At 63.6% G+C, this 20,129-nt stretch carries 23 protein-coding genes; 17 read left to right on the top strand and 6 right to left on the bottom strand.

The annotated features are described in order from the left end of the window. Positions 1-74: 74 nt before the first annotated feature. The 5 genes from ACSQ3L_RS07035 to ACSQ3L_RS07015 form a co-directional block, all read right to left on the bottom strand. Positions 75-839, bottom strand: a complete 765-nt coding sequence (locus ACSQ3L_RS07035; RefSeq protein ID WP_436159287.1) for a Stf0 family sulfotransferase — start codon at positions 837-839, stop codon at positions 75-77. A 48-nt stretch (positions 840-887) separates the two neighbouring features. Further along, on the bottom strand, positions 888-1,439 hold the full coding sequence (locus ACSQ3L_RS07030) for a chloramphenicol phosphotransferase CPT family protein (protein ID WP_436159286.1): 552 nt from the start codon (positions 1,437-1,439) through the stop codon (positions 888-890). Positions 1,440-1,489: 50 nt separating this feature from the next. Beyond that, the gene (locus tag ACSQ3L_RS07025) at positions 1,490-2,344 is read right to left on the bottom strand and encodes a lytic transglycosylase domain-containing protein (protein ID WP_436159285.1); all 855 of its coding nucleotides are present in this window, start codon (positions 2,342-2,344) and stop codon (positions 1,490-1,492) included. Between the two features lie 5 nt (positions 2,345-2,349). Next, positions 2,350-3,603, bottom strand: coding sequence for a flavodoxin-dependent (E)-4-hydroxy-3-methylbut-2-enyl-diphosphate synthase (gene ispG, locus ACSQ3L_RS07020; protein ID WP_436163387.1), 1,254 nt, complete (start codon positions 3,601-3,603; stop codon positions 2,350-2,352). Between the two features lie 334 nt (positions 3,604-3,937). Beyond that, on the bottom strand, positions 3,938-4,117 hold the full coding sequence (locus ACSQ3L_RS07015; RefSeq protein ID WP_013529217.1) for a YdcH family protein: 180 nt from the start codon (positions 4,115-4,117) through the stop codon (positions 3,938-3,940). A 240-nt stretch (positions 4,118-4,357) separates the two neighbouring features. Between ACSQ3L_RS07015 and ACSQ3L_RS07010 the strand changes: the two genes are divergently transcribed. After that, positions 4,358-4,561 carry a YdcH family protein gene (locus ACSQ3L_RS07010; RefSeq protein ID WP_023757446.1) on the top strand — a complete coding sequence of 68 codons (204 nt, stop codon included), beginning with the start codon at positions 4,358-4,360 and terminating at the stop codon, positions 4,559-4,561. Positions 4,562-4,585: 24 nt separating this feature from the next. Here ACSQ3L_RS07010 and ACSQ3L_RS07005 read toward each other — a convergent pair whose 3' ends face one another. Next, complete coding sequence (locus ACSQ3L_RS07005; RefSeq protein ID WP_436159284.1) at positions 4,586-5,374, bottom strand: IclR family transcriptional regulator; 789 nt, start codon at positions 5,372-5,374, stop codon at positions 4,586-4,588. A 127-nt stretch (positions 5,375-5,501) separates the two neighbouring features. Between ACSQ3L_RS07005 and ACSQ3L_RS07000 the strand changes: the two genes are divergently transcribed. From ACSQ3L_RS07000 to ACSQ3L_RS06925, 16 genes are all read left to right on the top strand, one after another. Continuing rightward, positions 5,502-6,374, top strand: coding sequence for a transporter substrate-binding domain-containing protein (locus ACSQ3L_RS07000; protein WP_292643047.1), 873 nt, complete (start codon positions 5,502-5,504; stop codon positions 6,372-6,374). 240 nt (positions 6,375-6,614) lie between these two features. Then, positions 6,615-7,280, top strand: coding sequence for an amino acid ABC transporter permease (locus tag ACSQ3L_RS06995; RefSeq protein WP_436159283.1), 666 nt, complete (start codon positions 6,615-6,617; stop codon positions 7,278-7,280). A gap of 1 nt (position 7,281) precedes the next feature. Further along, complete coding sequence (locus tag ACSQ3L_RS06990) at positions 7,282-7,932, top strand: amino acid ABC transporter permease (RefSeq protein WP_436159282.1); 651 nt, start codon at positions 7,282-7,284, stop codon at positions 7,930-7,932. 2 nt (positions 7,933-7,934) lie between these two features. Continuing rightward, the gene (locus ACSQ3L_RS06985; protein ID WP_436159281.1) at positions 7,935-8,729 is read left to right on the top strand and encodes an amino acid ABC transporter ATP-binding protein; all 795 of its coding nucleotides are present in this window, start codon (positions 7,935-7,937) and stop codon (positions 8,727-8,729) included. Positions 8,730-8,767: 38 nt separating this feature from the next. Then, a complete protein-coding gene (locus ACSQ3L_RS06980) occupies positions 8,768-9,229 on the top strand; it encodes a RidA family protein (RefSeq protein WP_436159280.1) in 462 nt (153 codons plus the stop codon). A gap of 26 nt (positions 9,230-9,255) precedes the next feature. Then, positions 9,256-10,461, top strand: a complete 1,206-nt coding sequence (locus tag ACSQ3L_RS06975; RefSeq protein ID WP_436159279.1) for an aminotransferase class V-fold PLP-dependent enzyme — start codon at positions 9,256-9,258, stop codon at positions 10,459-10,461. A gap of 155 nt (positions 10,462-10,616) precedes the next feature. After that, positions 10,617-11,564 (top strand): metallophosphoesterase family protein, encoded by a 948-nt coding sequence (locus ACSQ3L_RS06970; protein WP_436159278.1) that lies wholly within the window; start codon positions 10,617-10,619, stop codon positions 11,562-11,564. 24 nt (positions 11,565-11,588) lie between these two features. Further along, a complete protein-coding gene (locus tag ACSQ3L_RS06965) occupies positions 11,589-11,933 on the top strand; it encodes a cupredoxin domain-containing protein (protein ID WP_436159277.1) in 345 nt (114 codons plus the stop codon). A gap of 46 nt (positions 11,934-11,979) precedes the next feature. Beyond that, positions 11,980-12,519: a sigma-70 family RNA polymerase sigma factor gene (locus ACSQ3L_RS06960; RefSeq protein ID WP_436159276.1), complete on the top strand. Its 540-nt coding sequence runs from the start codon at positions 11,980-11,982 to the stop codon at positions 12,517-12,519. Then, positions 12,516-13,433 (top strand): anti-sigma factor family protein, encoded by a 918-nt coding sequence (locus ACSQ3L_RS06955; RefSeq protein ID WP_436159275.1) that lies wholly within the window; start codon positions 12,516-12,518, stop codon positions 13,431-13,433. The genes ACSQ3L_RS06960 and ACSQ3L_RS06955 overlap by 4 nt, the downstream gene beginning before the upstream one ends. A gap of 197 nt (positions 13,434-13,630) precedes the next feature. Then, positions 13,631-14,620, top strand: a complete 990-nt coding sequence (locus tag ACSQ3L_RS06950) for a sugar phosphate isomerase/epimerase family protein (RefSeq protein ID WP_436159274.1) — start codon at positions 13,631-13,633, stop codon at positions 14,618-14,620. 43 nt (positions 14,621-14,663) lie between these two features. Beyond that, positions 14,664-15,716, top strand: a complete 1,053-nt coding sequence (locus ACSQ3L_RS06945; RefSeq protein WP_436159273.1) for a sugar ABC transporter substrate-binding protein — start codon at positions 14,664-14,666, stop codon at positions 15,714-15,716. 67 nt (positions 15,717-15,783) lie between these two features. After that, a complete protein-coding gene (locus ACSQ3L_RS06940; RefSeq protein WP_436159272.1) occupies positions 15,784-17,301 on the top strand; it encodes a sugar ABC transporter ATP-binding protein in 1,518 nt (505 codons plus the stop codon). A gap of 5 nt (positions 17,302-17,306) precedes the next feature. After that, on the top strand, positions 17,307-18,275 hold the full coding sequence (locus ACSQ3L_RS06935; RefSeq protein WP_436159271.1) for an ABC transporter permease: 969 nt from the start codon (positions 17,307-17,309) through the stop codon (positions 18,273-18,275). Further along, positions 18,272-19,147 carry a MurR/RpiR family transcriptional regulator gene (locus tag ACSQ3L_RS06930; protein ID WP_436159270.1) on the top strand — a complete coding sequence of 292 codons (876 nt, stop codon included), beginning with the start codon at positions 18,272-18,274 and terminating at the stop codon, positions 19,145-19,147. The genes ACSQ3L_RS06935 and ACSQ3L_RS06930 overlap by 4 nt, the downstream gene beginning before the upstream one ends. Continuing rightward, positions 19,144-20,037 carry a ribokinase gene (locus ACSQ3L_RS06925; RefSeq protein WP_436159269.1) on the top strand — a complete coding sequence of 298 codons (894 nt, stop codon included), beginning with the start codon at positions 19,144-19,146 and terminating at the stop codon, positions 20,035-20,037. The genes ACSQ3L_RS06930 and ACSQ3L_RS06925 overlap by 4 nt, the downstream gene beginning before the upstream one ends. The last annotated feature ends 92 nt before the right edge of the window (positions 20,038-20,129 follow it).

Genomic DNA, 20,129 nt, shown 5'->3' with positions numbered 1-20,129 from the left:
TCGAGCCTAAGTCCCCGAATCCGGCGCGCTCCCAAATCTGCCCCGTGTACATTTGCCCGCAGCCATCGATACATTCAGGCGGCTGCGTCCCGACGATAGCGGCGCATCCAGTCAAGGCTTGTCTCGTCGGAGAGCTTTGCAACGCCGGGCCTCACATCCTCCGCATCTGGCGCTTGAACGCCTAAGGCGTCGCAGATGCCCAGCAACGTCGTCGCCGGATTGCTCGAAAGGCGCTCATAGCCAACCCGCAGCGGCGTTATGCCTTGCTCAGCGAACCAAATGTTCCAGGCCGCATCATAGGCTTCGAGTTCCATGACCTCGCGTTGGATCCGCTCGAAATCATATTGGGGCTCTTTCGGCGGTGCGACCCTTTCGATCTCGGTGCCGTCGGGAGCGATATGCCAAAGACCGGTCTGCTCGGCCTTGATCAGGGAGACGGCCTGCGCAAGCTTATCCTCCCGCGAAAGGTGTATGTAGAGAACATTGCCGAATGCTCTTTCGAACCGCACTCCGTCCGATGCAAGTTTTGGGAAAATCCGGTCGAGGATTGCCGAGAGCTCATCCAGATTTTCGCGCATCAAGCGAAGGCCGAAAATGCCTGTTCCACCCTTGCCGGCGGCGATCGCCGCGTTGAGATAGGCAACGTTGAATTCGAGCTCGCTCATCGTATCGCGATTGGGCAGCTTCCACTCTTCGGCCCACTCCCACACATCCTGATGCCGATAGAATGAGTGCGGATTGCCGGCCGTCTTCGTGGACGCCAGGAGCTTGCACAGCAAAGTGCTCCCCGTCCTCGGCGTGCCGCAGATAATGTATCCATCGAACATGTTGCGGCCCATGCTGCTCGCCAAAGGCAGGGCTGTTGCCCCAGATAAAGTTGGTCGCCGCTATAGCTGAAATCTTTGCTGGATGCGACGGGCGCATTCGAGCGGCGTCAGCACGCTGGTGTCGACTTCGAGATCGTAGTCTATGCCCTTGTGCACGCGTTCATATTGCCAGCGCGCCAGCCCCGGCAACCGGTCGGTGCGTAGCACTTCTCGCGCTTCCAGCACCTCCAGCGGCGCCATGACGCCAACCAGATGCAGATCGAAAGCCGACAGCAGTTCGAGATATTCTGACATTTCGCCATTGCACAGCACGTCGTCGACAATGAGATTGTTACCTTGACCGGCCATCGCCGCGATGGCGTGGCGCATGCCGCGCAGGGTTCGCGAGCCCACGGGTCCGGTCCTGATCGCGATCGAAGGCTTGCCATCCTGCCGGGTGACCTCATAGGAAAAACCATCCGCATGGTCCTGCAAGGCGTCGGGCAGCATCTCGATGAAAGTGTCCATCTGGACATGCAGGAAGGGCGCCGCGGTGATCTGCTGCAGCGCCCTGGCGATAGAGCCTTTGCCGGCACTGCCGACGCCGTTGAGGAGAACGATCTTGGCTGTCACCTTCAAATGCCTCTTTAAGACAAAACATCGTTCCAGCAGCGGGCCAAAAATCACCGGTTGCGCACCACCACACATGCGCCGCCGACACTTTGCAATTTCTGGCAGATGACGTTGGCATCGGCGCGATGGTCGACACCGATCCTGACCGCATAGATGCCGCGCCGGCCGATTGGCGTGCGCACACGGCTGACCACCGGATCGTGCCCGTTGAGCAGGGCCGGAAACCGGCTCCTTACCCTGAGCCACTGGTTGATCGCGGCACTGCGGCGGAAATTGCCGGCCACCTGGATGCCCCATGGCTTTATGTTGATCGAGGCCATCGCCACGGTTCGCGACATGATCACCGGCAGCCTGCGGCAAGCGACGGCAAAATCCATCTTTGCGTCGAGCGGTTCGACCTTTCCGGCATAGGCCCGATCGGTGAACTTGTCGGCCGGCTCGCCCATGATGTCGAAGACATAGCTTTCGGTCTCCATCGGCAGGAAACCGCCGGAGCTGAGCCAGCGCGACACCCGGCTCTCACCGGCATTGTAGGCAGCTGCCGCCAGGCCGAGATTGCCGTAGCCGGTTTTCATTTCTGAGAGATATTTCGCCGAAGCCGGGATCGCCTGGTTGATGTCGAAGGAATTGGCCAGCCCGCGCATCTTGGCGGTGCCCGGCATGAACTGGGCGATACCCTCGGCGCCGACCGGACTGACTGCATTGGGATCGAAACGGCTTTCCTTCCAGATCAGCCGGGCGAAGAAATCCCTGGGCAGGCCGTTCTGGTCGGCATGCGCCTCGATCAGGTTGCAGACCTTGTCGATCAGCCGCTGCTTGGCGGATTGCGGCGGATCGGCCTGCACAAGAGTCGACCAAGTCAGCCCGTACAGCAGGATCAGCGTTGCCCATAGGAAACGCCGCATTTGACCTACTCTGCCGCGGCCTTGCCGCCGCGACCGAACCTCTGTTCGATATAGTCGGCGACCATTTTCTCGAAATCCGCGGCGATCGATGGCCCGCGCAGCGTCGCCGCCTTCTTGCCATCGACGAAGACGGGCGCCGTCGGAGTCTCGCCGGTGCCGGGCAGCGAAATGCCGATGTCGGCATGCTTGGATTCACCTGGGCCGTTGACGATGCAGCCCATCACCGCGACCTTGAGGTTCTCGACGCCGGGATATTTTTCGCGCCACACCGGCATGTTCTTGCGCAGATCCGCCTGGATGTTCTGGGCGAGTTCCTGGAACACGGTCGAGGTGGTGCGGCCACAGCCTGGACACGCTGCGACGATCGGCACGAACTGCCTGAACCCCATGGTCTGCAGCAGCTCCTGCGACACCTGCACCTCGCGCGTGCGGTCGCCATTCGGCTCCGGTGTCAGCGAGATGCGGATGGTGTCGCCAATGCCTTGCTGGAGCAGGATGCCCATCGCAGCCGACGAAGCCACGATGCCTTTCGAACCCATGCCGGCTTCGGTAAGGCCGAGATGCAGCGCATGGTTGGAGCGGGTAGCGAGTTCGGTATAGACGGCGATCAGATCCTGAACGCCGCTGACCTTGGCCGACAGGATGATCTTTTCCCGGCCCAGGCCGATCTCTTCCCCCATCTCGGCTGAGAGAATGGCTGACTGCACGATCGCCTCGCGCGTCACTTCTTGCGCGGTCAGCGGAAAACCCTTGTTCTGGTTATCGTCCATCAGCCGGGTCAAAAGCTCCTGGTCGAGCGAGCCCCAGTTGACGCCGATGCGCACCGGCTTGTCATGCTTGATCGCCATCTCGACGATCGCGGCGAACTGCCGGTCCTTCTTGTCCTTGAAGCCGACATTGCCCGGATTGATGCGGTATTTGGCCAGCGCCTCGGCGCAGGCCGGATGATCGGCCAAAAGCTTGTGGCCGATATAATGGAAATCGCCGACCAGCGGCACATTGATGCCGAGCCGCAGAAGCCGCTCATGAATACGCGGGACGGCGGCGGCACTCTCGTCGCGATCGACGGTGATGCGCACGATCTCGGAGCCGGCACGGTGAAGTGCTGCAACCTGTGCAACGGTCTGGTCGACATCGGCCGTGTCGGTGTTGGTCATCGACTGCACGACAACGGGCGCGCCGCCGCCGACGACCACGCCGCCGACATCGACGCCAACCGAGGTCCGGCGAGGGAAAGGTGAGGAAAAATATCCGGTCATGCCGGCAGCCTTTTGTCTCTGGAGCATCCTGTGTCCTGCATGGACGCATACCGACGCCCCGGGCCGATGCGCTGAGGTCCGGGCATGAGTTGGATGAGCAAAGATGGCTTGTCAATGGCGACAGGTCGCCACTGGCCGGAATCGGCCCGCCGCCAGCGACCAGAAACAATCGATGATCCGGTGAAAACTGGCGACGGCCGAAGCGGAAATTGAGCCGGATGGAAGTCCAGCCTCGGCTGGCAGCCAAGTGCTGGAAATTAAAACCCGTCGTGCCGAAGGCAGGCGCCGCCGGGAAAAGAGGCCGCGGGTGACCAGCGGCTATGTCAGGAGGGCATCAATGTGTGGTCGGTTTCCCTCTGAGTTTTTCAATCTCGTCCTTGAGTGCCAGCTTGCGTCGCTTGAGATTCACGATTTCGAGGTCGTCGACCGATGGATGATTCATCGCGTCATCGATTTCACGTTCGATGTCGCCGTGTTTCCGCTGCAACTCATCAAGATGGGATGCAAGAGACATGATTGGTTCTCCCTTTCATGGTTTCCTCGATTGCAGCCGTCACGGCGCGTCCACCGCAGGTTCGCTTCTGTGACGGCACGGTGACAGTGTGTCACCTTCCGGCAGCTATGTCGAATGATCCGTGGTAGCATTCCACGACAATGTGAAATGTGATATGGGCTGCGCGCCGGTTGCAAAATCTCGCCGGCCCCGCCCAACAAGGCCCATTTTTGGGCGCCGCAGACGTGCAGACGGTAGATAATGTCCGATCAGGAACAGGCTGATATCCGGCTCGAATATTCCCGGCTGAAGCAGGAACACGCCGATTTTGATGCGGCCATCAACGCCATGATCGCCATGGCCTGCGATCCACTGCAGATCCAGCGCATGAAGAAGAAAAAACTGTTCCTCAAGGACCGGCTGATGGCGCTGGAAGACAAGATCATTCCCGACATCATTGCCTGAACGGCGTGCACGGCTTTCGGGCGTCTATCCGGCGATCGAAAGCCTCGCGGCACGGTCGCGCAGCAGGCCGATGAGTTCGCCGGTCCGCTCCTCGGACGTATCGATGGGAACCACCAGGCACATCGTCGCCTCGACCTTGCCCGGCGCTGAAAACACCGGCGCTGCAAGGCATTTCGTGTAGGCATCGACAAGGCCCGAGGTGACGCAATAGCCGGCGACTCTGGCCTTTGCGATGTCGGTGACAAAATCGTCGAGCCGCAGTTTGCGGCCGTCGGGCAGCACGAGATCGTCGTCGGACACCATGCCTTCGATCTCAGCCCTCTCCAGCCCCGCCAGAAGCAGTCGACCCGAAGCCGTCCACGGCAACGGTATCTGCAAGCCGGTGGCCGAGCTGATGCGGAACGGCCTGGTGCCGGGGCTCGCATGGACGATGGTATAGCGGCCGCTTTGCAGCATGCACAATTCCGATGTCTCGCCGGTCTCGCGCGACAGATTGTCGACCTCCTGGCGTCCACGCCTCAACAGGTCGTTGCCGCGTACATAGTCCATTCCGTAGAGATAGAGCTTCTTGCCGAAATAGACGCGATTGCCGTCGCTTTCCATTTCAAGCAGGCCAGCATCGACCAGCGACCCCACCAGCGTATAGGTCGTCGAGCGGGGCGCGTTCACGCCCTTAGCAAGATCGCCAATGCCGATCGCCCGCTGGGTGGTGTGAAGAAACTCCAGAATCTCGAGCACCCGGTTGAGCCCCTTTTCACGGGAGCCCGAAATCTTCTCGCCGGCTGAAACTGCCAAGGCCTTGCCATCTTGCATTGTTGATTCCCGGTGTTAGTATCTGTCCTGTACAGGATACACTCGTCTCTTGTAAGAGACAATCGTTCTGAAGTCACCGACGCGTGTATTGCCTGTGCAAGGGGAACACAAACGAAAGGAGGTCGCCGTGAACGACACATCCGGAAGACGTGATTTTCTGAAATTGGGAATGGCGGGACTGGCGACGGCTGGCGTGCTGGCAACGGTCGACGCCCAAAAGGCCGCTGCCCAGGCAGCATCCGACAGCCTGCTACGCACCGTGCTCGATCGCGGCAAGCTGATCGTCGGCACCGGCAGCACCAACGCACCGTGGCACTTCGAGAACGATGCCGGTGAACTCGTCGGCATGGACATCACCATGGGACGCATTCTCGCCAAGGGCCTTTTTGACGATCCTACCAAGGTCGAATTCGTCATGCAGGATCCGGCTCAGCGCATTCCCAACGTGACCACCAACAAGGTCGACATCACCATCCAGTTCATGACCATGAGCGCCCAACGCTCGCAGCTGGTCAACTTTTCCAGGCCCTATTATGTCGAGGGCGTCGCCCTGCTGAGCCTTCCAACCGCCGAGAACAAGACCTTCGACAAGCTGCTTGCCGGCGGCGCTGCAACGCGCATTTCCATTCTGCAGAATGTCGATGCCGAGGCGCAGGTGCATTCGGTGCTGCCCGAGTGCCAGGTCATGCAGATCGATACCCAGGCCAACGTGCTGCAGGCGCTGGAATCGAAACGCGTCGACGCCGCTGCCGTCGATCTGTCGACGGTTCGCTGGCTCGCCTCGCGCAACCCGGACAAATATTTCGACGCCGGCAAGAGCTGGCTGAGCATGCTTTATGGTGCGGCACTGCGGCAGGGCGACCTCGACTGGCTGACCTTCGTCAACTCGACCTTCACCATCGCCATGTTCGGCCACGAAAATGCACTCTACGATGCCGCCTTCAAGGACTATTTCGGACAGGAGCCGCCGGCGCGCCATCCCGGCTTCCCGGCCATTTGATCTGCATCATGCGGAAGGGCGCATCCAGCGCCCTTCCGCCTCCGACAACCCTCGGCACCAAGGCTTGTTGAGATTCAGGTCAGGCCGAGTCGAAAACGGTGGTTTTCGAGAACCGGAGCGGAGCGTACTTAAAGTACGTGAGCACAGTTCTACCGCGACGCGGTAGAACGGGGAAGCGCAGAAAACCGGCGTTTGCAGGCCGGCATCACCTGAATATCAACAAGCCTTTAAGGCGGACGCATGGGCTATGCCCTTAACTTCAACCTGATCTGGCGGCATTTCGACAAGCTGTGGGGTGGCCTGCTGCTGAGCCTCGAGCTTGCCGTCATATCGATCGCCATCGGCATCGTCATCGGCCTGGTTCTGGCGGTCTGGTACGTGTCTGCCGGACGCACCGTGCGCACCATCATCGCCGCTTATGTCGAATTCATCCGCAACGTGCCGCTGATCCTGCTCGTCTACCTCGTCTTCTACGGCCTGCCGACGGTGGTCGATATCGCCTACAGCGCGCCGACCTCGTTTGTCGTCACGCTGTCGCTCTACAGCGGTGCCTATCTGGTCGAGGTGTTTCGCTCGGGGCTCGAAGCCGTTCCGCGCGGACAGCTGGACGCCGGCAAGGCGATCGGCCTGACACCCTGGCAAAGACTGCTCAACGTGCGCCTGCCGACCATGCTGCGCATCACCTTGCCGGCACTGTCCAACACTTTCATATCGCTGTTCAAGGACACCTCCGTCGCCTCGGTCATCTCGGTGCCGGAACTGACCTATGGCGCCCAGTGGATCAACTTCAACACCTTCCGCATCGTCGAGGTCTATCTCGTGGTCACCGCGATGTATCTGGTGACCGGCTACGCATTGCTTTTTGCGCTTCGCCTTGTCGAGCGCCGGTTCAGGGCGGCGCGCTGACATGCTGACCCAGGTCGCCTATGCCTTGCCTTTCCTCGCCCAAGGCTTTGCCCTGACACTATGGGTATCCCTGCTGGTCGTGGTGTTTTCCCTGATCGCCGGCGTGATCATGGGCGTCGGTCTCGTCTATGGCCCCGTGCCGCTGCAATGGGCCGTGCGCATCTTCAGCGACACCATCCGCGGCATCCCGATCCTGGTGCTCATCTTCTTTGTCTATTACGGTCTGCCTGCCGTCGGGCTTCACCTGCCGTCCTTCTGGGCGGCGGTGCTGGCGCTGACCCTGTTCAAGACGGCGCAGGTCGTCGAATATCTCAGGGGTGCGGTCGGCTCCATTCCCAAGGGGCAGTCCGAGGCGGCGATGGCGATTGGACTGACCTTTCGCCAGCGCCTTGCCTACGTCATCTTCCCGCAGGCGTTCAGGCGCTTTCTGCCGCCCTGGATCAACGGCGTCACCGATGCGGTCAAGGGCAGTGCGCTGGTGTCGCTGCTCGGCATCACCGATCTGATGCAGGCCATCAACCAGGTCATCGGCCGCACTTACGAAGCCATGCCGCTCTACATCCTCGGCGCGCTCATCTACTTCGCGGTCAACTATGCCCTTTCGCTCGCCAGTCGGCGGCTCGAGCGGCGTTTCTCCTTTATCCGGGATTAGCAATGTCTACTGGTTCGAACGACACCCCGGCCCTTCTCGACATCCGTGACGTTTCCAAAGCCTTTGGGACCGTCCAAGTCCTGCGCTCTGTCAGCCTGCGGGTGGCAAAGGGCGAGGTGGTGACCGTCATCGGCCCCTCCGGCAGCGGCAAGACCACGCTGCTGCGTTGCGTCAATTTCCTCGAAAGCTATGACAGCGGCTCGATCCGCATCGACGGCAAGGAGGTCGGCTTTCGCGAAACCGGAACCCGCCAGCGCCGCAGCGAACGCGACCTCGCCGCGATGCGCGCAGAGACCGGCATGGTGTTCCAGAGCTTCAACCTCTTTCCGCATCTGACGGCGGCCGGCAACATCATGCTTGGTCTCACCAAGGTGCGTGGCAAGAGCCGTGCGGAAGCCCGCACCATCGCCGAACACTGGCTCGGCCGGGTCGGCCTCGCCCACAAGGCCGACAGCCTGCCCGCCGAACTGTCCGGCGGCCAGCAACAGCGCGTCGGCATTGCCCGCGCCGTGGCCATGGGGCCGAAAATCCTGCTTCTCGACGAGATAACCTCCGCCCTCGACCCTGAACTGGTCGGCGAGGTGCTCGAGGTCGTGCGCAGCCTGGCCGAGGACGGCATGACGATGGTGATGGTCACGCACGAAATGGCTTTTGCCCGCGATGCCTCGAGCCGCATCGTCTTCATGGCCGATGGCGGCGTCAGCGCTGCGGGTCCGCCTGGCGAAATCCTGGCGGCCGACACCGACAATGAGCGCCTGCGCACCTTCCTGGCACGCTTCCGCGCCTCGCATTTCTAGAACGAGACAGCGAATGCTGTCGCAAGGAGCCTTCCTTCATGACGCCTTACATCCGGCTCGCCGCGTTGGGCCTGACGCTGCCCGAGCCGCCGACCCCGATCGCCAACTTCGTCACCCATGCCGAAAGCGGCCGGCTGATCTTCCTGTCCGGCCAGGGGCCGCTGCGGACCGACGGCACGCTGTTCACCGGCAAGGTGGGAGACGATGTCACCGTCGAGCAGGCCTATGGCCATGCCCGCCTCACCGGCCTCAATCTGCTTGCCGTCATGCACGCAGCCACTGGCGACCTTGGCCGGATCGTGCGCATCGTCAAGCTGCTCGGCTTCGTCAACGCGATACCGACCTTCAGCGACCACCCGAAAGTGGTCAATGGCTGTTCCGACCTGTTCGCCGATGTGTTCGACAATATCGGCGGCCATGCCCGCTCAGCGATCGGCGTTGGCTCCTTGCCTGGAAACATCACCGTCGAAATCGAGGCGGTCGTCGAGATCGCCGCCTGACCCGTTAGAAAATGGAATCTTAAGAGATGAAAACCACTTCCACCGACGGCTCCAACACCACAATCCGCGAACGGCTCGGCCTTCGCCCGATCATCAACGCCTCCGGCACGATGACCGCGCTCGGCGCGTCGATCATTGTCCCGGAGGCGATCAGCGCCATGGCGGAAATGGCATCGCAATGGGTGGAGATGGATGATCTGCAGCGCGCCGCAAGCACGGTGATCGCGCGTCTGACCGGCGGCGAGGCCGGCTTCATCACCGCCTGTTGCGCCAGCGGCATCACCATGGCAATCGCAGGCGCGATGACGGGAACCAACCTGCTCGCCATCGAGCGTCTGCCTGATAACACGGAGGGCCTCAAGTCGGAGGTCATCGTCCAGCTCGGCCACATCGTCAACTACGGTGCGCCGATCGACCAGTCGGTTCGGGTGGCGGGCGCCAGAGTCGTTCCGGCCGGCACGGTCAGCGTGACGCAGGACTATCATGTGCGCGACGCGATCAACGACCGCACGGCGGCGGGCCTCTATGTCGTCGCACATCACACCGTGCAGTACGGCATGCTGTCGCTGGAGGAATTCTGCGAGATCTGCCACGCCCGGGGTCTCCCGGTGATTGTCGACGCGGCTTCAGAATATGATCTGCGCGGCTTCCTCGCGCGTGGCGCCGACATCGTCATCTACAGCGGCCACAAATTCCTGAGCGGGCCGACCAGCGGCATCGTCACCGGGCGCAAGGATCTGGTTCGCGCCGCTTATCTGCAGAACCGCGGCGTCGCCCGCGCCATGAAGGTCGGCAAGGAAAGCATCGCCGGCACCATGGCCGCACTGGAAGCTTGGGAAAAACGCGACCATGCCGGCATCCGCCGGCGCGAAGAAGCAGCACTCAATTTGTGGAAGGACGCGTTGCAGGGACTGCCGGGCATCATCGCGCAGATCATCCCCGACCCGACCGCAAACCCTCTCGACCGGTTGCAGATCTTTGTGTTGCCCGAAAGCCGCTTCACGGCGGCCGGCCTCACCTCGGCGCTGGCCGCCGGCTCGCCGCCGATCATCGTGCGCAACCATGAGGTGGAGCGCGGCCATTTCTTCCTCGATCCATGCAATCTCCATCCCGGCGAGGTTGAGATCGTCGCCGAACGGCTGCGCGCCGTATTGACCACGGCCGAGCGGCCCGCCGATGCCATGAAGGCGCCGCGCAAGGATTCGTCCGGTGCCTTGCGCTGGCCGGATTGAAACGCCCGCAGACCACTGCCTGAAGATGTACCGGTCGCGATCGGCACACGCCATCACGCGACCGTGAACGGCTGGACTCGCGCCAGCCGGGAATAAACCGCCGCCGCGCCGGGTCTCCTCAGCATACGCCGCTCCTGGCGTTGAGGAGAACCGACATGACCCATCATCACGACGACGAGAACGGGCACATCAGCCGCCGCCATGCGCTGGAATGCATGATCTGGGCCGGCACCGGCGTGCTGTGGACGATTTCAGGCGGCATACCGGTGTCGCTCAACCTGCTCGGCGCCGCACAAGCTGCCGAAGCCATGGCCACCGGCTTCACCTTCCTGCAGATATCCGACAGCCATATCGGCTTCGACAAGACGGCCAACCCGCATGCCATCGATACGCTGAAGGAAGCGATGGGCAAGATCCAGGCGTTGCCGCAAAAGCCGGCCTTCATGATCCATACCGGCGACATCACCCATCTTTCCAAGCCGGCACAGTTCGACAATGCGGCTGAGATCATCGGCGGTGCCGGTTTCGACGTCCATTACGTGCCGGGCGAGCACGATCTGATCGACGACGGCAACGGCAAGGCCTATCTCGAGCGCTACGGCAAGGGCACCAAGGGCGCCGGCTGGTATTCCTTCGACCAGAACGGCGTGCATTTCGTGGCGCTGGTCAATGTCGTCAACCTCAAGGCGGGCGGGCTCGGCAATCTCGGCGCCGAACAGCTGGCGTGGCTGGCGGACGACCTGAATGCGGTCAGCGCCTCGACGCCGATCGTCGTCTTCGCTCACATCCCACTATGGGCCGTCTATCCCGAATGGGGTTGGGGCACCGACGACGCGGCACAGGCGCTCGGCCTGCTCAAGCGCTTCGGCTCGGTCACCGTGCTCAACGGCCACATCCATCAGATCATGCAGAAGGTGGAAGGCAACGTAACCTTCCACACGGCGCGCTCGACCGCCTTCCCGCAGCCGGCGCCGGGCACCGGCGCCTCACCCGGACCAATGACGGTGCCGGCCGGACAGCTGCGCGGCCTGCTCGGCACCAGCAGCATCACCGTGAAGCAAGGCGGGCAGGATCTCGCCATCATCGACTCGACGCTGGCTTGAGCCGAAACAGCAAAGGAAATCACCATGCTTTGCATACGCCTTCCGGCCCGGCACATGGCCGCGATCCTCACCGCCTTCACCTTGACCACGGCGACCTGTCAACCGCTGCGCGCGGCCAACGCGCCGATGGTCAAAATCGAGAATTTCGCCTTCACGCCGCCGATACTGACGGTCAAGCCCGGCACCACGGTGATCTTCAGAAACGACGACGACATCCCGCATCAGGTCGTTGCCAACGATTCCTCCTTCCGCTCCAAGGCGCTTGACACCAGTGACACTTATGAATTCACCTTCACCAAAGCAGGCGACTTTGCCTATTTCTGCGGGCTTCACCCGCATATGCAGGGCAAAGTCACCGTCGCTCCCTGAGGGGGCGCGACAAATCCTGCCCGGAGTGCCGGATCATGGTGCTGACTTGAGCGAAAAGGCCCTGGCCGAGCGCTTCGGCGAGGTGGTGCTGCCCCATCTCGGTGATGCGCTTGCGCTCGCCCGCTGGCTGACCGGCAACGCCGCCGACGCCGAAGATGTGGTGCAGGAAGCCTGCATGAAGGCCCATGCCGGCATATCAGGCTATGCCGGCGGCAATGCCCGCGCCTGGCTGCTGACCATTGTACGCAACACCGCCTACACCTGGATGTCGCGCAACCGGCCGCGCGGTATGGTCACCGTCGGCAACCTCGGCGATCTCGACGACATGGCGGCAGCGCACGGCACCAACCTGCCCGACGAAGACGGACCGGAAGCGCGCCTGATCGCCAGGGCCGACGCGGTGGCCCTTGAAGCGGCGATCGCGGCACTGCCGCGGCCGTTCCGCGAGACGCTGGTGCTGCGCGATATCAGCGGTCTCAGCTACCGCGAGATAGCGGCCATGCTGGGGGTACCGATGGGCACGGTAATGTCGCGGCTGGCCCGCGCCCGCGGCCTGCTTGTGTCCGAACTGGGGAGAGCGCCATGACCAACCATGACGACGGATTGCCCAACGATCCCGAGGGCATCAGGCTGATGATCCATGCCCTCATTGATGGCGAACTCGATGCGGCGGCCGCACTCGCGGTGGAGCGGCGCATCGCCGCCGACCCGCGGCTTGCCGCCGAACACGCCCGCATCATTGCCTTGCAGGGCGCACTCGGCCGCTTGCCGCGCCCCGATGTCAGCGATGCCTTTCGGGCGCGCATCGCGGCACTTGCTGCGACGGCCACGGCACAACGGACGCAGGACGACGCGGCCGGGCCGCAGCGGGGCACGCCGTCGCCGCAACCGGGATTGATCGCGGGTGCACCGGTCGGGGGCGGCCAGAGACGAAACGCCGAGACACGTCCGTCGCAGACGCGGGCGCTGCCAGGAGCGCGCCGCTTCGGCTCGTTCGACTGGCGTGCGCTGGCTGCGTCCATCGTGGTCAGTGCGGTGCTGGCCAGCGGAGTGACGCAATGGGTGATGGTAAACAGTGCCTCCGACAGTTTCGCGGCGGCGGTCGCCAGCGGCCATCGCCGCAGCCTGCTTGCCGCCAGCCCGATCGACATCGTCTCGTCCGACCGCCACACGGTCAAGCCGTGGCTCGACGCCCGGATCGGCGTGTCGCCGCCGGCGCCCGACCTTGCGCAGGACGGCTACGCGCTCATCGGCGGCCGGGTCGAGGTGATATCAGGCCGGCCAGTGCCGGCGCTGGTCTACCGCCACCGCGAGCACCTGATCACGCTGGTCGCCGAGCCGCAGCAGGGCGGGACCACCACCGAGCCCGAGGATCTCTCGTCGGGCGGCTTCTCGCTGGTGCGCTGGAGCGACGGCGCCTTCTCCTACTGGGCGATCTCCGACATGGAGCGGCCCGAACTCGACGACTTCGTCGCCCGCTTCCGCAAGGCGGCGGTGTGAGGGCGGTCCTGCTCGGTCACTGACCCCACAGCCTGACGGATTCTCCAAACTGCGACGCCGGTCGGATACTGCCGGCGCGTCTTTGCGCGGCTCAGCCCGGGCCGCCGGTGCGGCCCGGCGGCTGCTCGCCATCTTTAAAACAATAACTTTACAAATATTCATGCTTGTGTAAAGTTATGACTATTGAAGGGCCGATCATGACAACCACTCGTTTCGCCACGCGCCTGAATTCCTTCGCCTCGCGGCCGCAGGCCGAATGGCCTGATCTCACCGGCAAGCCGTCGCTGCTGCAGATGGCGGCGCGCGCCGCAAAGGTTGCCGGGCTGACCGATCTCGATCTGAATTTCCCCGACCACGTCGATGAAAAGCCCGCTGAAATCGCCCGCAAACTTCGCGATCTCGGCCTTTCCATCAATGGCTTCGCCATGCGCTACTACTCCAATCCAGCCTTCAAGCTTGGCGCCTTCACCAATCCTGATCCGGCGGTGCGCCGTGAAGCCATCGACCTGACCAAAGCCGGCATCGATGCCGTACGCGAGGCGGGCGCCAGCCTGATGACGCTGTGGCTCGGCCAGGATGGCTTCGATTATGCCTTCCAGGCCGACTATTCGACGCTCTGGCAACACGAAATCGATGGGATTCGTGAAGTAGCCGCCCATGACTCCGGCTGCCAGATCAGCCTTGAATACAAACCAAACGAACCGCGCTCCTACAGCCTGATGCCGGACGCAGCGACGACCTTGCTGGCGATCCGCGATGTCGGCCTGCCCAATCTCGGCGTCACCCTCGATTTCGCTCATGTGCTCTATGCCGACGAACAGCCGGCCTTTGCCGCGGCCCTGGTGGCGCGCCACAGCAAGCTGCTCGGCGTGCACCTCAACGACGGCTACGCCAAGCGCGACGACGGCCTGATGGTCGGCGCGGTGCATACGTTGCAGACCATCGAGTTGCTCAGGCAAATCCGCCGCGACGGCTACGCCGGCGCCATCTATTTCGACACGTTCCCCGACATGACCGGCCTCGATCCTGTGCATGAGTGCGAAGTCAACATCGCCACCGTCAAGCGCATGCTGCGCGTCGTCGACCGGCTGGAGCAGGACAATCGCCTCTCCGCCGCCATGGACAGCCAGGACGCGGTGACGTCGCAGGCCATCATTCAGGAAATCATGCTCGGGCCGGATAGCTGAGGCGCGGCCGAGCCATCATCGTTTTCAACAAGGGAGGAATACAATGAAACTTATGCTTGCCGCCGCTACCGCCGCACTGATGGCACTCTCCATCGGCTCGGCTTTTTCCGCCGACCTCGCGCCGCTCAATTCCGATACCGAGAAGGACCGCATCGACTGGTCGCAGGTCGAGGCCAAGTTCGGGGCGTTGCCCAAGCTCCCCGAAGGCACCAAGGCCGGCGCGGTATCGAAGACGCTGACCAATGAATACTGGCGCTCGCTGGGCGAAGGCTACAAGGCGTTCGGCGAGAAGGTCGGCGTGCCCGTCGTCTATCAGGCGGCCCAAAGCGAGGGCGACCAGCTCGGCCAGCTCACCATCGCCGAAGGCCTGGTGACGCAGGGCTACAACGTGCTGCTCGTCTCGCCGCAGACGGATGCCAATCTGCAGCCGATCATGGAGCAGGCCAAGGCCGCCAATGTGCCGGTGGTCAACGTCAATGACGCTGTCATCCCGCAGGCCGAGCACTATGTCGGCAATGTCCAGCGCGACAATGGCGTGCGCGTCGCGAAATGGTTCGTCAAGAACCGCCCGAATGGCGGCAAGGTCGCCATCGTTGAGGGCCAGGCCGGTGTCTATGCCGCCGTGCAGCGCACCGATGGCTTCAAGTCGACCATCACCGAAGCGGGCAAGTTCGAGGTTGTCGCCAGTGTTCCCGGCAACTGGGACCGCCAGACCTCCTATGATGCGGCCACCAACATCCTGCAGCAGCACCCTGACCTGATCGGCTTCTACGCCAACAATGACGGCATGGCGCTCGGCATCGTCGAGGCGGTCAAGGCCGCCGGCCTGCAGGACAAGGTTGCGGTCTTCGGCACGGACGGCATTTCCGACGCCTATGCCTCGATCCGCGCCGGCGAACTGACCGGCACGGTCGACAGTTTCCCAGTGCTGACCGGCGAGGTGGCGCTGGAAACGGCGCTGCGGCTGGTGGCCGGACAAAAGCTGCCCCGCGTCGTCGCCACGCCGCAGGCACTGATCACCAAGGACAATGCCGACCGCTATTCCGGCGACGGAGCGCGCAAGGCCCTGCTCGAGGACGCGGCTGCTGGCCAGTAAGGCCAATCAATGGTGCCGGCCGGGGCATTCGCTCCCGGCCGGCACCATGGCCCGGAGATAGAACCCCATGTCACCCCGGCTGCAATTCCAGGGCATTTCCAAGCTGTTTCCGGCGGTACGGGCGCTCAACGACGTGTCGTTCTCGGTCGGCGCCGGTGAAATCCACGGTCTGCTCGGCGAGAACGGCGCCGGCAAGTCGACGCTGCTGCGCATCCTGTCGGGCGTCTACCGGCCGACGGCGGGAAGCGTCCTCATCGACGGCAAGTCGGTGACGCTCGCCAACCCGGTCGCCGCACGCGCTGCGGGCGTCGCCATGATCCACCAGGAACTGCAACAGGTGCCACGCCTCAGCGTCGCCCAGAACATGTTCCTCGGCCATCCGCTGACGCGCGGCGGCATCTTCGTCGCTCGACGCGAGCAGGAGGGCCGTGCTGCCGGGGCTCTTGCAGCCCTTGACCCGTCCATCGATCCGGCCGCCCCACTCGGCGCCCTGAAGGTGGCGCAGCGGCAGATCGTCGAGATCGCCCGCGCGCTGCTCGATCGCGCCCGCATCGTCGCCATGGACGAGCCGACATCGAGCCTGACGCCGAGCGAATTCGAACGGCTCGCCGAAGTCATTGCAGGTTTGGCCCGTGACGGCGTTGCCGTCGTCTATGTCTCGCACAAGCTGGACGAGGTATTCGGCATCTGCCGGCGCGCCACCATCATGCGCGACGGCGTCGTCGTGGATTCCGTCGATCTGAAAGACCTGTCGGAAAAGGCGGTCGTGGCGATGATGGTCGGCCGCGAACTGGCGCAGGAACAGCATAACTCCCATGCCTCCGGCGAGGTCATGCTGAGCGCGCGTGGCCTGTCCTCGGCGACAAAGGTGCGCAACGTATCGTTCGATCTGCATCGCGGCGAGGTGCTGGGCATTGCCGGACTGGTCGGTTCCGGCCGCACTGAACTTTTGCGGCTCCTGGCGGGCGCCGATCGCGCCACGGCCGGCACCATTGCGATCGATGGCAAGGCGACGCGATTCTCCAGCCCGCGCGATGCGATTGCCGCCGGCATCGGCCTGGTGCCGGAGGAGCGCAAGCGCGAAGGCATCGTGCCGCTGCGCTCGATCACCAGCAACATGGCGCTGGCCTCGATGGGCGTGTTCGCGCCGCGCGGCCTCATCGATCACGCCAGGTTGAAACACGTGGCCGTCGACAAGATGAGCCGCGTCAACCTGCGGCCGCTCCTGCTCGACCGGCCGATCCGCCTGTTCAGCGGCGGCAACCAGCAGAAGGCTATCATCGGACGCTGGCTGGCGGCGGGAACGCGCATCCTCTTGTTCGACGAACCGACGCGCGGCATCGATGTCGGCGCCAAGGCGGAGATCTATCACCTGATCGAGGAACTCGCCGCCGAGGGCCATGCCGTGATCGTCGTCTCCTCCGAGCTTCCCGAAGTGATCCGACTCGCCGACCGCGTGCTGGTCATGCGCGACGGCTCGATCGCGGCCGAACTCCACGGGGAGGATATCAGCGAACAGGCGATCGCGGCGCGCGCCATCCCGCAGACGCAAACGCCGGCCGCACAGAAGGCAAGGCAGAGGTGACGGATATGTCGGATACCACTCTTGTGCGGCCACACGCCGAATTCCTGCGCGGGGTTTCCATGCGCGACGCCGGCACGCTGATCGGTCTCGTCGTGATCCTCGCCGTCTTCGGTGCGTTGGTGCCCGGCTTCTTCGCCGAGCGCAACCTGATCAACATCCTGCAGCAGTCGAGCATCAATGCCTGTCTGGCGCTGGGCATGACGCTGGTCATCATCTCCGGCGGCATCGATCTGTCGGTCGGCCCGACAGCCGCACTCTCGGCCGTCATCTCGGCCTCGATGATGGTCGCCGGGGTGCCATTTCCGCTGGCCATCGCCAGCGGCTTCGCCATTGGCCTTGCCTGCGGCCTCGTCAACGGCGTGCTCGTCGCCTATGTCGGGCTGCAGCCCTTCATCGTCACATTGGGGACGCTCAGCACCTACCGGGCGCTGGCGTTGATCTACACCGGCGGCAATCCGGTGCTCGGCCTGCCCGCAAGCTTTCGCGCCATCTTCAACGGCTCGCTGTTCGGACTGCCGCTGGCGGTCGTCATCGTGGCCTTCGTGGCTGTCGTCACCTGGGTCGTTTTGAAGAAGACGCCCTTTGGCGAATATCTGCTCGCCGTCGGCGGCAATGAGGAGGCGGCCTACATCGCCGGCGTGCCGATCGCCCGCACCAAGATCGCGGCCTACATGATCTCAGGCCTGCTGGCGGCCCTTGCCGCGCAGATCCTGATCGGCCGGCTCGGTGCCGCCGAACCCATCCTCGGCAATCTCTGGGAACTCGACGCCATCGCGGCTGCCGCCATCGGCGGTGCCTCGCTGATGGGCGGCAAGGGCAGCGTCGTCGGCACCGTCCTGGGCGCCGTCATCCTCGGCGCCATGCGCAACGGTTTGACGCTCATGAACGTGCAGTCCTTCTATCAGCTTCTGGCAACTGGTCTTATAATCCTCGCCGCGATGCTTATCGATCGCGTGACGAGGGGGCGTGGATGACATTGAGCGGGCTGGACCTGAAAGCGGTAGGACCGCGCATCCGCATGATGATGCCGCATCTCACCCCGCTGGAGGCGAAGGTGGTGGAAACCGTCTTCGGCCGGCGCGGCTTCGACGAGAGCATTCCGCTGAAGCAGATCGCCGAGGAGTCCGGCGTGTCCGAGGCGATGGTGGTCAAGATCGCCAAGAAGCTCGGCTTCTCCGGCTATCGCGATTTCCGCAGCGCCGTCTACGAATACAGCCGCCTGCCGACCGCCGAGATGCACCAGGAACTATCGTCCGACGACAGTTCGGCCGAGATCGTGCAAAAAGTGTTCCGCACCTCCATCCAAGCGCTGGAGGAGACGCTGGCGATCCTCGATATCGAGGATTTCGACCGCGCCGCCGATCTCCTCTACCGTGCGAAGAACCGGGATTTCTATGGCGTCGGCGGCTCGGCGCAGATCGCGCGCGACGTCTCGCACAAGTTCCTGCGCATCGGCATCCGCGCGTCCGTCTACGACGATTCGCACATGATGCTGATGTCGGCCTCGCTGCTCGGCGGCGACGACATCGCCGTCGGCTTCTCGCATTCGGGCAACACGTCGGCCGTCATCGACGCCATCCAACTGGCCCGCAAGAACGGTGCCCGCACGCTGGCCATCACCAATTACGACAATTCGCCGCTGGCCGCGGTTGCCGACATCGTGCTGTGCTCGACCGCGCAGGGCTCGCCGCTGATGGGCGAGAATGCGGCGGCGCGCATTGCGCAGCTCAACATCCTCGATGCGTTGTTCGTGGCGGTGGCGCAACGCGACTACCAGGCGGCGGAGCGCAACCTCGGCCGCACCATGTCGGCGGTGACATCGAAACGAAAAGACCGAGGCTCATGACCACAACGCCGTTGGTCACCGTGTTCGGCAGCCTGCACTACGACATCATGGTCGACGCCGCTGACCGTCCGCGCAAGGGCGAGACGGTGACCGGCCATGCCTGGCACCCGAAATGCGGTGGCAAGGGCGGCAACCAGGCCGTCTCGGCGGCGCGGGCTGGCGTGCGCGCGGCGATGATCGGCGCCGTCGGCGACGATGATTTCGGGCGAGCGTTGCTGGCCAATCTCGGTCGCGCCAAGGTCGACCACCGCTTCGTGCGGGTGGCCGCTGGCGCCAGCTCCGGCATGAGCGTGGCGATCTTCGACGCAGGCGGCGATTATGGCGCTGTGATTGTCTCAGGCAGCAATCTGACGCTGGGCGATACCGACATTGCCTCTGCTTCCGATGTGGTGGCGCAGACGGCGGTACTTTTGTTGCAGAATGAAGTACCGGAAGCCGCCAACATTGCCGCCGCGCGCTCGGTCAAGACACAGGGCGGCCGCATCGTGCTCAACGCGGCCCCCGCGCGCAAACTCTCCAGCGAGATGGCCGCGCTGGTCGACATCCTTGTCGTCAACGCCATCGAGGCGGAATTCCTGGCTGGCATGGCGGTGGTCGAGACGCTTGAAGGGGCCGCGCAGGCCGCCCGGCTATTGGCCGATCTCTATCCATTGGCGATCGTCACTGCGGGCGGCGAGGGCGTCGCCTGTTGCGATCGGACCGGCGAAGCCTTCGCGCTGCCCGCCATCCCGGTCAAGGTCGCCAGCACGCATGGCGCGGGCGATGAATTCGTCGGTGCACTGACCGCGGGGCTTGCCCGTGGAGAGACCATACGCGCGGCCGTCACTGCCGCCAATGCCGCTTCGGCCTTGCTGGTCTCGACGCCAGAGGCCGAGCGCGACGGCATCTGATGACTTGATACCGCCTTGCCAAGGAGCCGCGGCAGCCGCTGATCCTTGCGGCTTCGCGCGAATTCCGCTAAGGCGCGCCTTTGTCGCCGGGG

The sequence above is a fragment of the Mesorhizobium sp. LjRoot246 genome (assembly GCF_964254115.1).
Taxonomy (GTDB): Bacteria; Pseudomonadota; Alphaproteobacteria; order Rhizobiales; family Rhizobiaceae; genus Mesorhizobium.
Note: the sequence above shows the minus strand (reverse complement) of the source record. Positions and strands in the feature narration are given on the sequence as shown.